Raw genomic sequence first — 13,654 nt, forward strand, 5'->3', positions numbered from 1 at the left:
TGACAATGACTGCCCATACCCGCGAAACCACGTCCACGAGCCACGTCTCGGCCGAGGCAGCCCAGGACAAGGCCGGCACGCTGATCGAAGCCCTGCCGTGGATCCAACGATTCGCCGGCACCACCATGGTGATCAAGTACGGCGGCAACGCCATGGTCAACGACGACCTCCGCCGCGCCTTCGCTGAGGACATCGTGTTCCTCCACCACGTGGGCATCCACCCCGTGGTGGTTCATGGCGGCGGCCCCCAGATCAACTCCATGCTCGGCCGCCTCGGCATCGAGTCGGAGTTCAAGGGTGGGCTGCGCGTCACCACGCCCGAGGCCATGGACGTGGTCCGCATGGTCCTGACAGGTCAAGTTGGCCGTGAACTCGTAGGGCTCATTAACTCCCACGGTCCTTATGCCGTCGGCATGTCCGGCGAGGATGGTGGCCTGCTGCGCGCCGTCCGCACGGGCACCGTGGTTGATGGCGAAGAAGTGGACCTCGGCCTGGTGGGCGAAGTCGTGGGCGTGGATCCAGCCGGCATCACGGATATCCTCGACGCCGGTCGCATCCCCGTGATTTCAACCGTGGCCCCGGAGATCGTGGACGACGGAAACGGCTTCCAGACCACCGGCCAGGTACTGAACGTTAACGCCGACACCGCAGCTGCCGCCGTTGCTTCGGCCCTGGGTGCCACCAAGCTCGTCATCCTGACCGACGTGGAAGGCCTGTACGCCAACTGGCCGGACAAATCCTCGCTGATCTCGTCGCTGACAGCCTCGGAACTCCGCGAAATGCTTCCCCGCCTCGAGTCGGGAATGATCCCCAAAATGGCCGCCTGCCTGAAGGCCATCGACGAAGGCGTGGAGCGCGCACACATCGTGGACGGCCGGCTCCCACACTCGATGTTGTTGGAAACGTTCACGACGGCGGGCATCGGCACCCAAGTAGTACCCGACGAGGAAGTGAACGCATGAGCACCGAACTGAGCCATACCGCCGAAGGCCGCAGCAGCGTCGGGGGGCGGCTGGGGACGGAAGGGGCCCCCATCGCTGCGGAGGCTGCCGCAGCCACGCTCGTTTCCCAGAGCTCAGGCGCCGATTGGCTGGCGCGCTACTCGTCCTCGCTGATGGGTGTCTTCGGCACGCCCCAGCGGGTCCTGGTCCGTGGCGCCGGTTGCCTTGTGTGGGATGCAGACGGGAAGGAATACCTTGATCTCCTGGGCGGCATCGCTGTGAACGCCCTGGGCCACGCGCATCCTTTCGTCACCTCCGTGATTTCCAGCCAACTGGCCACGCTTGGCCATGTCTCGAACTTCTTCACGAGCCCCACGCAGATCGCTCTCGCCGAGAAGCTGTTGTCCCTCAGCAAGGCCCCGGCTGGTTCCAAGGTCTTTTTTGCCAATTCCGGTACCGAGGCCAACGAAGCAGCGTTCAAGCTGGCACGCAGGAACAATCCCGACGGGAAGCGCACCAAAATCATCGCTTTGGAGGGTGCCTTCCACGGCCGCAGCATGGGTGCTTTGGCCCTCACGGCCAAAGAGGCCTACCGTGCGCCGTTTGAACCACTGCCAGGTGGTGTGGTCCACATTCCGTTTGGTGACATCGAGGCCCTGCGTGCCGCCGTCGACGATTCCACTGCTGCCGTGTTCCTGGAACCCATCCAAGGCGAAGCGGGGGTTCGGCCGCTCAGCGCCGAATACCTGCAGGCAGCCCGTGAAGCTACCACCGCAGCGGGTGCGTTGTTGATCCTGGACGAGGTCCAGACCGGCATCGGCCGCACCGGAAAGTGGCTTGCCAGCGAAGACGCAGGAATTGTGCCTGACGCCGTCACGCTCGCCAAGGGCCTTGGCGGCGGGTTCCCGGTGGGTGCCCTTGTCACCTTCGGAAGTACGACGTCGGCCCTGCTCACCGCAGGGCAGCACGGCACCACTTTCGGCGGAAACCCGGTGGCTACGGCCGCCGCGCTGGCCACGCTGCACGCCATCGAAAGCCAAGGTCTCCTGCGGAACGTGCTGAGCGTCGGCGCGCACCTGCGCGAAGGGCTGGCTGACGTCGATGCTGTCAGTGAAGTCCGCGGCGAGGGCCTGCTGATTGGATTCGACGTGAACGCCGACATCGCACCTGCCATGGTGACCGCAGCTTTGGATGCAGGCTTCATCATCAACAGTCCGGGCCCGCGGACCATCCGTCTCGCCCCTCCGCTGATCCTGACCACCGAGCAGGCCGACCGGTTCCTGTCAGCCCTGCCCGCCTTGATCGCCACGGCTACCGCCCAAACCGCTAAGGATGCACAGTGAGCACGTCAACCACCCGTCACTTCCTCAAGGACACGGACCTGAGCCCCGCCGAGCAGGCTGAGGTCCTGGAACTCGCCGTCCGGATGAAGGCCGCGCCTTACAGCGTGCAGCCCTTCGCCGCAGAGGGCAACGGCCGCAAGACCGTTGCAGTGATCTTTGACAAGACCTCCACCCGCACCCGCGTCTCGTTCGCCACGGGCATCGCAGACATGGGTGGCAACGCATTGATTATCAACCCGGGGGAAGCGCAGATCGGCCATAAGGAATCCGTGGAGGACACTGCCAAAGTCCTGGAGCGCATGGTGTCCACCATTGTGTGGCGGACCGGGGCGCACGCCGGACTGGTGGCGATGGCTGAAAACTCCAAGGTCCCCGTCATCAATGCCCTGTGCGACGATTACCACCCCTGCCAGCTCCTGGCCGACCTCCTTGCCGTCAAGGAACACAAGGGCGAGCTGGCCGGACTGAGCATGGCGTACCTGGGCGATGCCGCCAACAACATGGCCAACTCGTACCTCCTTGCCGGCGTCACTGCCGGGATGCACGTTCGCATCTCCGGGCCGGAGGGGTATCTCCCTGCCGCGGAAATTGTTGCCGCTGCAGAGGAACGGGCTGCGGAGACCGGCGGTTCGGTCCTCATCACCAGCGATGCTGCCGAGGCCCTCAAGGGCGCCGACGTCGTTGCAACAGACACCTGGGTTTCCATGGGCCAGGAGTCCGAAAAGGAAGCGCGGATGCAACTCTTCCGTGAATATTCCGTGGACGAGGCCGCCATGGCGCAAGCTGCGCCGGACGCCGTCGTGCTTCACTGCCTTCCCGCTTACCGCGGTTACGAGATTTCGGCGGACGTCATCGACGGCCCGCAGTCGATCGTGTGGGATGAGGCGGAAAACCGCCTCCACGCCCAGAAGGCACTCATGGCATGGTTGATGCACCGCTCGGGACTTGCTTTCGTGGAGGGCCTTTCACCTGTTGAAGGTACCGGGGAGAGCACGTTCTAGTGTCCACCAACCCGTCCGTGCCGGGCGCCAGCCCAGCCACCAAGACTGCCCGCCAGGCGCGTATCACCGCGATCTTGACAGGTGAGTCAGTGCGCTCCCAGGCAGAGCTTGCAGCCCTGCTGGCGGACGACGGCGTCCAGGTCACCCAGGCCACGTTATCCAGGGACCTCGTGGAGCTGGGCGCAGTCCGGGTCCGCGGAAAGGAAGGCGCGTTGGTTTACGCCGTTCCGGGGGAGGGCGGCGACCGCAACGCCAAGAGCGGCGTGACCCAGGAGATTCTGGATGCACGTCTGACGCGGTTGTGCGGCGAACTCCTGGTCACCGCGGAGGCCTCGGGCAATATCGTGGTCCTTCGTACCCCGCCGGGTGCGGCGAACTTCCTGGCACTGGCCGTGGACCACTCGGTGATGCCCTCTGTATTGGGTACGATCGCAGGCGATGACACTTTGCTGTTGGTCGCCCGGGATCCCGATGGCGGGGCGGAACTGGCGGCGCGTTTCCTGCGCATGGCCGAAGAAGCCGGGCCGGCCAACCAATAGATTTTCCCAGCATTGATTCACACCAGCATTGATTCGAATGAACCAAGCAACAACAAAGGAGCACTCTCGTGACTGAGCGCATTGTTCTGGCCTACTCCGGTGGCCTTGATACTTCCGTAGCCATCGGCTGGATCGGTGAAGCCACCGGTGCCGAGGTCATCGCTGTGGCCGTCGACGTCGGACAGGGTGGCGAGTCCCTGGAGACCATCCGCCAGCGCGCCCTCGGTTGCGGCGCCGTCGAGGCCTATGTAGCCGACGCCCGCGACGAGTTCGCCAACGAGTACGCCATGCCCACCTTGAAGGCCAACGCCCTGTACCAGGGCCACTATCCGCTGGTTTCGGCCATCTCCCGTCCGGTCATCGTGAAGCACCTCGTCAAGGCTGCCCGCGAATTCGGCGCCACCACCGTTGCCCACGGCTGCACCGGCAAGGGCAACGACCAGGTCCGTTTCGAAGTCGGCATCCAGACCCTCGGCCCGGACCTGAAGTGCATCGCACCGGTTCGCGACCTCGCCCTGACCCGCGACAAGGCCATCGCCTTCGCCGAGGAGAAGGGACTGCCGATCGAGACCACCAAGAAGAACCCGTACTCGATCGACCAGAACGTCTGGGGACGCGCCGTTGAGACCGGCTACCTCGAGGACATCTGGAACGCTCCCACCAAGGACATCTACGACTACACGGCCACCCCGGAATTCCCCCCGGCACCGGACGAGGTCACCATCTCCTTCCAGGCCGGCGTGCCGGTAGCGATCGACGGCGTCAAGGTCACCCCGCTGCAGGCCATCCAGGAACTTAACCGCCGTGCTGGCGCCCAGGGCGTCGGCCGCATCGACGTCGTCGAGGACCGCCTTGTTGGCATCAAGTCCCGCGAAATTTACGAAGCCCCGGGTGCCATGGCGCTGATCACCGCGCACAAGCACCTCGAGGACATCACCATCGAGCGCGAGCAGGCCCGCTTCAAGGCCACCGTTGGCCAGCGCTGGTCCGAGCTGGTGTACGACGGACAGTGGTTCTCCCCGCTGAAGCGCTCCTTGGACGCTTTCATCGAGGACACGCAGCAGTACGTTTCCGGCGACATCCGCATGGTCCTCCACGGTGGCCAGGCAGTAGTCAACGGTCGTCGCTCCGAGACCTCGCTGTACGACTTCGACCTCGCCACCTACGACACCGGCGATACCTTCGACCAGTCAATGGCACGTGGCTTCATCGAGCTGTGGGGCATGTCCTCCAAGGTTGCCTCCGGCCGCGACCTGCGCGTCGCAGGCAAGTAATGGCCTCGGCAACAAACGAAGGTGCACTGTGGGGCGGCCGGTTCGCCGGTGGCCCCGCGGATGCGCTGGCCGCACTGAGCAAGTCCACCCACTTTGACTGGCGGCTTGCCCGCTATGACATCGCCGGCTCCAAGGCCCACGCCCGCGTGCTGGCCAAAGCAGGTTTGCTGGACGACGCCGAGCTCGAAGGCATGCTTTCCGCACTCACCCAGCTGGACGAGGACGTCGCGAGCGGCGCCTACCTGCCGGCCGAGAGCGACGAGGATGTTCACGGTTCCCTGGAACGTGGCCTGATTGAGCGCGCCGGGACCCAGCTGGGCGGCAAACTCCGCGCCGGCCGTTCACGCAACGACCAGGTGGCCACCCTGGGCCGTATGTTCCTTCGCGACCATGCACGCATCATCGCCGGCGGTGTCCTTGCCACCATCGACGCCCTGGTGGAGCAGGCCAAGGCCCACCAAGGCGTTGCCATGCCGGGCCGGACACACCTGCAGCACGCCCAGCCGGTGTTGCTGAGCCACCACCTCCTGGCCCATGCCTGGGCTTTGCTGCGCGACGTGCAGCGGCTCCAGGACTGGGACAAGCGCGCCGGTGTTTCGCCGTACGGTTCCGGTGCTTTGGCCGGTTCTTCGCTTGGTTTGGACCCCGAGGCTGTTGCTGCTGACCTCGGATTCTTCTCGGCCGTCCACAACTCGATCGATGGCACCGCTTCCCGCGATGTCTTCGCCGAGTTCGCCTGGGTGTGTTCCATGATTGGCGTGGACCTGTCCCGGATCTCCGAGGAAGTCATCTTCTGGGCCACCAAGGAGTTCTCCTTTGTCACGCTGCATGACTCGTACTCCACGGGGTCCTCGATCATGCCGCAAAAGAAGAACCCGGACGTCGCTGAGCTCGCCCGTGGCAAAGCAGGCAGGCTTATCGGCAACCTGACCGGTCTGCTGGCAACCCTGAAAGGACTGCCGCTCGCTTACAACCGCGATCTGCAGGAGGACAAGGAACCGGTCTTCGACGCCGCCGACACCCTGGAGCTTTTGCTTCCGGCCGTGTCCGGCATGATCGCCACGCTGAAGTTCAACACCGAGCGCATGGAATCCCTGGCCCCCCAGGGTTTCGCGCTGGCAACGGACATCGCAGAATGGCTGGTCCGCCAGGGCGTCCCCTTCCGCGAGGCCCACGAGCTCTCCGGCGCTGCCGTCAAGCAGGCCGAAGGCCGTGGCGTTGAGCTGTGGGACCTGACGGACGAGGAATACGCAGCGATCTCGGTGCACCTGACTCCTGAGGTCCGCAGTGTCCTCAGCACCGAAGGGTCGCTCAACAGCCGCAACTCCCAGGGCGGAACGGCGCCGGCCGCCGTCGAACGGCAACTGACGGCGCTCCAAGCAGAACTGGACGCAGCGCGTTCTTACGCCAGCTAGACCACGTGCGGGACGGCACGTCGCGGCCATGCCTTCGGGCAGGGCATCGCGAGGTGCCGTCCCGCCGTGCGTTAACATGGCGCTATGACTCAGATCACCCCCGAGACGTTGCCCGCCGAGCTTCACAAAGCCGCCGGCACCGTCACCCGCCTCCTCGCCAAACTGGATGACTCATCCGTCGCTGAACCGTCGGAGCTGCCAGGCTGGACCCGGGGTCACGTCCTCGCCCACCTTGCCGGGATCTCCAATGCCATGGCCCGGCAACTTGAGTACGCGCGCCGCGGCGAAACCGGGGAACTGTACGACGGCGGCATGGACGGCCGTAACAAGGCCATCGCACTCGCGGCGGGGCACAGCCTCACGGAGCACACGGAGGCCGTCACCACCGCCGTGGATGCGGCAATTGCCGCGTTCGATGCCTTGGGACCGGAGGACTGGCAGGCGCGTATTGCGTACCGGGACGGGACAGTGCTCGACGGCGGCCTGGCCCTATGGCGGGAGCTCACCATCCATGCGTCGGATTTGGGTGTGGGGTTCGGGCCGGAGACATGGAACAGGCCTTTCTGCGAACACCTGATTGGCTTCCTCGCTGCACGTGTCCCTGACACGTACAAATTCGTCCTGCAGCCCACCGGCCTGCCACAGAGGACCATTGGCAGCGGCGGCACCTCCATCGCGATTACCGGCATGCTGACCGACATCGCCGCGTGGCTTGCGGGCCGAGAGCCCAGCCTGGGCAGCCTTCGCGCAACAGCGGCCGCCGATGGAGTGGACCTGCCGGACCTGCTGCCCTGGCCGGCACCCCAGCCCGCCGCCCGCTGAGCCGCGCGCACGCTCTCTCACGTCCCTCGTGTTTGGGCGGGTCGCTCTCTCAGGTCCCTCGTGTTTGGGCGGGTCGCTCTCTCAGGTCCCGGGAGCTAATTGCTTCGGGTTTTTTCCGCTGCAGCCCGCCAGAGGTGCATGGTGGCATACGAACGCCACGGGCTGACCTCCCTGAAATCGGCGCTGAGCCCAGTGCCGGCGGGCAGGACCTTCATGCCGTTCCGGACCGCGGCATCATTGGCCAGGAGAACATCCGGAGCACCGAGGACACGCATTGCCACGTAGCCAACAGTCCATGGCCCCACTCCGGACAAGGGGAGCAACTTGCTTTCGAGGCTGGTGGGATCGTCGCCGTAGCCGAAATCAAGTGCTCCGCTGGCCATGGCTTCGGACGCGGCCATGATGGAGTCAATCCGCCGCTGGGGTCCACGAAGGAACGCTCGCCCGTGTTCGGCGATCTCGGCCGCCGTCGGAAACAAACGCTCCAAGCCGGGGGTGGCGCTATCCACGCTGGTTCCGGCAGCAGATAACTGAGTGAGGGCCGTTCGCGCGGCTGCTACGGTGATTTGCTGCCCGATCATGGCCCGGAAGAGTAGTTCGTGGGGATCCACAGCCCCCGGCACGCGTATTCCTGGGATCGCGGTCACACTGGCAGTCAGCCTCGCATCTGTTGCCAGAGCGTCGTCGATTGCCTGGGGATCAGCGTCCACGTCGAACAGCCTCCGGACCCGGCTCAAGAGTGCCGGGAGATCGTGGAGGTCCAGCACCGCAGCTGTAAGTTGCAAGGGTTTGCCGGGAGCTGAGGGTTTATACGAGACAGAGAAGGAGGCACTGCCCCGCGGCAGGCGCAGGGTGCGGGCGTAAGTCTTGCTTCCATCGGTGCCTGTTCCGTCCTCCGAGGTGCGCACCGTCTCGATGCCCGGCACCGCTCGTACTGCCAGGAAATCGAAAATGCCCGGATCGAAGGGCTCCCTGTAAGGAAGGTTCAGCGTCAAGGCCGCGGGGGCGTGCACCGCAGCAACGGTACCCCGGTGTTGCCTGGACTTGGCCCCGGTAGCGCGCACCGCCGTCGGGGTCATGGCGAACACTTCGCCAATGGTGTCGTTGAATTGCCGCACGCTGTTGAAACCCGAAGCAAACGCAACGTCGGCAAGGAGCATATCGGTGGAGACCAACAGGGTCCTGGCGGTTTGTGCCCTGCTGGCCCGTGCCAGCGATAGTGGACCGGCGCCAAGTTCATTGCTGAGGATGCGATTGAGTTGCCGTGCGGAGTAGCCCAACCGGTGGGCGAGGCCGTCGACGCCCTCGCGGGTGATCACGCCGTCGTTGATCAGCCGCATGGCCCGGCCGGCTATGTCCGAGCGGATGTTCCAGGCCGGAGTTCCCGGGACAGCTTCGGGCAGGCACCGCTTGCAGGCGCGGTAGCCGGCTTCATGGGCAGCGGCCGAGGTTTCGTAGAACGTGACGTTCTCGGCTTTGGGGGTTCTGGCGGGGCACGATGGCCGGCAATAGATGCCTGTAGAACTGACGGCCGTGAAGAACTGCCCGTCGAACCGTGTGTCCCGGGCGTCGATTGCCCGGTAGCGCTGCCAGAAGTCCATGGCTTCATCCTGCCAGCCGGCCGCGACCACGGCTAGCGGAAATCGGACATGGGCGTTGGCAGTTTGCTAGGGTCTGGGGATGGGATCGTTCACGGAAAACGGAATCGGTCATCCCGACGACGTGCGCAGTTTTCTCCAGGGCGATGCCCGCGACATTGCCCCGTTGATCCTGGGAGCCGTCCTCACCCACCAGTCCGATGCCGGCCCTGTCTCCGTAAGGCTCACCGAAGTGGAGGCCTATATGGGGCCGCGCGGTTCGGAACACCCTGACCCTGGATCACACACTTTCGGTGGCCCGACGGCCCGTAATGCGCCCATGTTCGGGGCACCCGGATTCCTCTACGTCTACTTCACGTACGGGATGCACTATTGCGCGAACATTGTCTGTGGACCCGACGGATTCGCATCCGCGCTGCTCCTGCGGGCAGGAGAAGTTGTAGAGGGGGAGGAGCTCGCCGCCGTCCGCAGGCCAGCCTCCAAAGCGCACAAGGACCTCGCCAGCGGACCGGCCCGGCTCGCCTCCGCGTTGGGACTCACGACGGCGGACACCGGCCGTGACGCGCTCGCTTCACCGTTCAGCTTGTGGTTGCCGGCGACACCCGCAGCCGCCGTCGCCAGCGGACCGCGGGTGGGTGTATCGGGTCCTGGCGGCACCACGGAATATCCTTGGCGCTTTTGGATCGAAGACGATCCAACGGTGTCGCGGTACAAGGCAGCACGGCCCCGAAATAGGGTCGTTCCGCAATAACCGTCCCACCACATGACTTGTACCCCACGCGTTTACCAAAATCGCTGTAGAATGGACGGTCTGTCTTTTGCGATAGGGGTTACGGTTCGATGCACGACGCTGATTTGGTCCACGAGCAGGAATATGTGGCCGGGCTGTACGCCCGGCTCGATGAGCTGCGCGCCGAAAAGCGCGCCCAGCTGGCGCAGGTGCGGAAGGCCGGCGCGGTGGGAACCATGCAGAACGTTTCCGAGCGTGACGCGTTCGCGGCCCTGTACGAAGACCGCCTTGCCCAGCTCGACGCCGTCGACGACCGCTTGGTCTTCGGCCGCCTTGACCTTGACTCCGGTGAAGCACAATACATCGGGCGCATCGGTCTCTCTACTGCCGATCTCCAGCGACTGATGGTCGATTGGCGTGCGCCCGAAGCCGGGCATTTTTACCAAGCCACGGCGTTCGATCGTCAAGGCGTGCGTCGCCGTCGCCACCTGATCCTTCAGGGGCGCGACGTGAAAGCGATTGAAGACGATGTCCTGGACGCGGGGATGCTCGCAGACAACGACTCTCTCCAAGGTGAAGGCGCACTGCTGGCAGCACTGAACTCCAAGCGCACGGGCCGCATGTCGGACATCGTGGGCACCATCCAGTCTGAGCAGGACCGGATCATCCGATCCTCCATCTCCGGCGCGTTGGTGGTCCAAGGCGGTCCCGGAACGGGAAAGACCGCCGTTGCCCTGCACCGCGCTGCTTATCTGCTATACACGCACCGCGAACGGCTCAAGAGCGCCGGCGTGTTGCTCGTTGGACCGTCGTCGTCCTTCATGCATTACATCGAACGCGTACTGCCATCCCTCGGCGAGACCGGAGTGGTCATGGCAAGCCTTGGCCGCCTGATGCCCGGCATCCATGCCATCCCCGAGGAAGACGCCGACGTTGCCGCACTCAAGGGCAAACTGGACATGGCCATGGTGGTGGCCAACGCCGTCGCGAACCGCCAACGGACGCCTGCTGAAGACCGCATCCTGGAAGTCGATTCACGGAAGCTCACTCTGACTGTCCGTCAGGTCCGCCGTGCCCGGGAAAAGGCCCGCGCCACGGGGAAACCCCACAACGAAGCGCGGCTCACGTTCGTGAAGATCCTCCTTCGCGAGCTCACGGAACAGCTGACGGACCTCGTCGAGGAAGGCAACATCGGCAACAACGCAGATCGCGCCTACCTGGCGGAAGACGTCCGGTCGGCGAAGGACGTGCGCATTGCGCTGAACCTCTGCTGGATGCCGATGACACCGGAGAAGCTCATCTCCGAGCTCTTCAGCAAGCCGGCCATCCTTGAAGCCTGCACACCGCACCTGACGCCTGAACAGCGTTCGCTGCTGCAGCGGCCCGTGGACGCGCCCTGGACGGAAGCTGACGTTCCGCTGTTGGATGAAGCTGCTGAACTGTTGGGCGAACTGGACCCGGCAGCCGGCAGGGGATTGGCCCAGCAGGAGGCCGACCGCGCACGCGACATCGCCAACGCCAAGCAGACTCTTGCCAACATGGAAGCCATGGGTGTCGACGTCCTGGTCTCGGCTGAAGAACTTGCCGACCAGAACCAGGAACGCGAAGGCCGCCTGACCGCGGCGGAACGTGCCACCAGCGACCGTTCATGGGCTTTCGGCCACATTGTGGTTGACGAAGCCCAGGAACTCTCACCCATGCAGTGGCGGCTCCTGGTACGCCGCTGCCCGCTGAAGTCGTTCACGATCGTCGGTGATATTGCCCAGACGAGTGCTGCGGCAGGTGCCAATTCGTGGCAGAGTGCCTTGGCGCCGTCGTTCGGTGACCGCTGGACCCTCGAAGAACTCACCGTCAACTACCGCACGCCCTCGCAGATCGCCGAAGCCGCAGTCCGCATGGCCAACCGCGCGGGACTGGTGGTCTCGGCTCCCAAGGCCGTGCGCGAAGGTAAATGGTCGCCCATTGTGGACCGCGTCGATGCCGACAGCATCGTGTCGCACCTGGTGGACGTCCTGCCCGAGGAAGTTGAAGCGATCGACGGCGGCCTGCTGGCTGTCATTGCCGACGGGCCTCTTCTTCCGCAGGCCACCGCTGCGCTGCGGGAGGTCTACGGCCGCCGTATTGGCGCCGGGGCGGGCAGCTACGAACAGGACATCGTGGTCATCAGCCCCAAGGAGGCCAAGGGCCTGGAGTTCGATGGGGTGGTGGTCCTGGAACCGGCCGCCATGCTGAACCATGAGCACGGCAAGGTGGGCGACCTCTACGTCGCCATGACGCGAGCCACGCAGCGCTTGCGTCTCATTGCCGCCGCCCCGGTACCTGCGGGTATCGAGCGCTAGGAAAACGGGCCTCCGCAATCCTGCTAACTTAGATCTCGTGTCACACGTAAACAACCTCGAGTCCCAGCACAACGATCCCGCTTTTGCCAATGTCTGGCAGGAGCTCAAATGGCGCGGCCTGATCCACGTTTCCACCGATGAAACGGAACTGGAAAAGCTGCTCGCCGGGGACCCGATCACGTATTACTGTGGCTTCGATCCCACCGCGCCCTCCCTGCACCTGGGCAACCTTGTGCAGTTGCTGGTGATGCGACGCCTGCAGTTGGCAGGCCACAAGCCGCTCGGCCTGGTGGGTGGGTCCACTGGCCTGATCGGTGACCCACGTCCGACGGCGGAACGCACCTTGAACACCAAGGACACCGTTGCTGAGTGGGTTGGTTACCTGCAGGGCCAGGTGCGCCGCTTCCTCAGTTTCGAGGGCGAAAACCCGGCCCGCATGGTGAACAACCTGGACTGGACGGCGCCGCTGACTGCTATCGACTTCCTGCGTGAAATCGGCAAGCACTTCCGTGTGGGCACCATGCTCCGCAAGGATGCTGTGGCGTCCCGCCTGAACTCCGACGAAGGCATCAGCTACACCGAATTCAGCTACCAGATCCTGCAGGGCATGGACTACCTCCAACTCTTCCGGGATTACGGCTGCGCGCTGCAGACCGGCGGCTCTGACCAGTGGGGCAATCTCACCAGCGGAACCGAACTGATCCGCAAGGTGGAAGGCAAGAGCGTCCACGCATTGGGGACGCCGCTGATCACCAACTCCGATGGCACCAAGTTCGGCAAGAGCGAGGGGAACGCCATCTGGCTGGACCCGGACATGTGCAGCCCGTACGCGTTCTACCAGTTCTGGCTGAACACGGCGGACGCGGATGTTGTGGACCGTCTCAAGGTATTCACCTTCCTTTCGCGTGCAGAGATTGAGGCACTTGGAGAAGCTGTGGCGGAGCGTCCATTTGCCCGCGAGGGCCAGAAAAAGCTCGCTTTCGAAGTGACCTCGCTCGTTCATGGCGTCGAGGCAACGGAGAAGGTCATTGCAGCTTCGGCTGCACTCTTCGGCAACGGCGATCTCACAGTTCTGGATGAGCGAACCCTTGAAGCCGCCACCGCCGAACTTCCTTTGGCGACGATCGGCACCGACGGTTTGGGGATCATCGACCTCCTGGTTGCCTCGGGTCTGTCCGACAGCAAGTCGGCTGCCCGTCGGACCGTAGGGGAGGGCGGCGCGTACGTGAACAACACCAAGGTCTCCGATCCCGACGCCGTCATTGCCCAGGATCAACTGCTGCACGGACGGTACTTGCTCCTCCGGCGTGGCAAGAAAAACCTTGCGACCATTAAGGTTTCTGCTTAGTTCTCTCTTTCCACCGAGTTCCGAAAGGGCCGGCAACCGTTAGGGTTGCCGGCCCTTTCTGCGATTCCGTGCATGTCATCCTCGTCGCTCTCACGTTCCTCGGGTTTGGGGCGGATGCTCTCTCACATCCCTCGGGTTTGGGGCGGAGGCTCTCTCGCCTTCCTTGGGTTTGGTTGGGGTTCGACGGCGTTGGTGGGGTGGTGTGGTGTCGGTGGTTGTTGTGGGGCGGGGTTGTGTGATGGGCTTCACTTGGGTTGGTTTGGGGTGTGGTGGGGTGGTTTTGGGGGTGTTTTCCTTGTGTTGG

At 64.4% G+C, this 13,654-nt stretch carries 11 protein-coding genes; 10 read left to right on the top strand and 1 reads right to left on the bottom strand.

Annotated elements, in window-relative coordinates; genetic code table 11:
- The first annotated feature begins 5 nt into the window (after window positions 1-5).
- The 7 genes from argB to WBN73_RS20785 all read left to right on the top strand — a co-directional run bounded on the left by argB (window position 6) and on the right by WBN73_RS20785 (window position 7,335).
- Window positions 6-962, top strand: a complete 957-nt coding sequence (gene argB / locus WBN73_RS20755; RefSeq protein ID WP_337341185.1) for an acetylglutamate kinase — start codon at window positions 6-8, stop codon at window positions 960-962.
- Window positions 959-2,284: an acetylornithine transaminase gene (locus tag WBN73_RS20760; RefSeq protein WP_337341184.1), complete on the top strand. Its 1,326-nt coding sequence runs from the start codon at window positions 959-961 to the stop codon at window positions 2,282-2,284. Before argB ends, WBN73_RS20760 begins: the two co-directional genes overlap by 4 nt.
- Entirely contained in the window at window positions 2,281-3,285 is a 1,005-nt protein-coding gene (gene argF, locus WBN73_RS20765; protein WP_207597065.1) for an ornithine carbamoyltransferase, read from the top strand. Before WBN73_RS20760 ends, argF begins: the two co-directional genes overlap by 4 nt.
- Window positions 3,285-3,824 (top strand): arginine repressor, encoded by a 540-nt coding sequence (locus WBN73_RS20770; RefSeq protein WP_089594443.1) that lies wholly within the window; start codon window positions 3,285-3,287, stop codon window positions 3,822-3,824. The genes argF and WBN73_RS20770 overlap by 1 nt, the downstream gene beginning before the upstream one ends.
- Window positions 3,825-3,892: 68 nt before the next feature.
- The gene (locus tag WBN73_RS20775) at window positions 3,893-5,098 is read left to right on the top strand and encodes an argininosuccinate synthase (RefSeq protein ID WP_207597066.1); all 1,206 of its coding nucleotides are present in this window, start codon (window positions 3,893-3,895) and stop codon (window positions 5,096-5,098) included.
- A complete protein-coding gene (argH, locus tag WBN73_RS20780; RefSeq protein ID WP_337341183.1) occupies window positions 5,098-6,513 on the top strand; it encodes an argininosuccinate lyase in 1,416 nt (471 codons plus the stop codon). Before WBN73_RS20775 ends, argH begins: the two co-directional genes overlap by 1 nt.
- An 84-nt stretch (window positions 6,514-6,597) precedes the next feature.
- Complete coding sequence (locus tag WBN73_RS20785; RefSeq protein ID WP_337341182.1) at window positions 6,598-7,335, top strand: maleylpyruvate isomerase family mycothiol-dependent enzyme; 738 nt, start codon at window positions 6,598-6,600, stop codon at window positions 7,333-7,335.
- A gap of 95 nt (window positions 7,336-7,430) precedes the next feature.
- Here WBN73_RS20785 and WBN73_RS20790 read toward each other — a convergent pair whose 3' ends face one another.
- On the bottom strand, window positions 7,431-8,936 hold the full coding sequence (locus WBN73_RS20790) for a DNA-3-methyladenine glycosylase 2 family protein (RefSeq protein WP_337341181.1): 1,506 nt from the start codon (window positions 8,934-8,936) through the stop codon (window positions 7,431-7,433).
- 79 nt (window positions 8,937-9,015) lie between these two features.
- Between WBN73_RS20790 and WBN73_RS20795 the strand changes: the two genes are divergently transcribed.
- The 3 genes from WBN73_RS20795 to tyrS all read left to right on the top strand — a co-directional run bounded on the left by WBN73_RS20795 (window position 9,016) and on the right by tyrS (window position 13,350).
- Window positions 9,016-9,684: a DNA-3-methyladenine glycosylase gene (locus tag WBN73_RS20795; RefSeq protein ID WP_207597070.1), complete on the top strand. Its 669-nt coding sequence runs from the start codon at window positions 9,016-9,018 to the stop codon at window positions 9,682-9,684.
- Window positions 9,685-9,773: 89 nt separating this feature from the next.
- Window positions 9,774-12,002 (top strand): HelD family protein, encoded by a 2,229-nt coding sequence (locus WBN73_RS20800; protein WP_337341180.1) that lies wholly within the window; start codon window positions 9,774-9,776, stop codon window positions 12,000-12,002.
- 37 nt (window positions 12,003-12,039) lie between these two features.
- Window positions 12,040-13,350 (top strand): tyrosine--tRNA ligase, encoded by a 1,311-nt coding sequence (tyrS, locus tag WBN73_RS20805; protein ID WP_280627681.1) that lies wholly within the window; start codon window positions 12,040-12,042, stop codon window positions 13,348-13,350.
- Window positions 13,351-13,654: the final 304 nt, after the last annotated feature.

The organism is Paenarthrobacter sp. CCNWLY172 (genome assembly GCF_037402035.1).
In the GTDB taxonomy this organism is placed as follows: Bacteria; Actinomycetota; Actinomycetes; order Actinomycetales; family Micrococcaceae; genus Arthrobacter.

Coding starts and splice junctions, on each gene's coding strand:
- argB (WP_337341185.1), top strand. CDS start 6: ATGACTGCCCATACCCGCGAAACCACGTCCACGAGCCACGTCTCGGCC.
- WBN73_RS20760 (WP_337341184.1), top strand. CDS start 959: ATGAGCACCGAACTGAGCCATACCGCCGAAGGCCGCAGCAGCGTCGGG.
- argH (WP_337341183.1), top strand. CDS start 5,098: ATGGCCTCGGCAACAAACGAAGGTGCACTGTGGGGCGGCCGGTTCGCC.
- WBN73_RS20785 (WP_337341182.1), top strand. CDS start 6,598: ATGACTCAGATCACCCCCGAGACGTTGCCCGCCGAGCTTCACAAAGCC.
- WBN73_RS20790 (WP_337341181.1), bottom strand. CDS start 8,936: ATGGACTTCTGGCAGCGCTACCGGGCAATCGACGCCCGGGACACACGG.
- WBN73_RS20795 (WP_207597070.1), top strand. CDS start 9,016: ATGGGATCGTTCACGGAAAACGGAATCGGTCATCCCGACGACGTGCGC.
- WBN73_RS20800 (WP_337341180.1), top strand. CDS start 9,774: ATGCACGACGCTGATTTGGTCCACGAGCAGGAATATGTGGCCGGGCTG.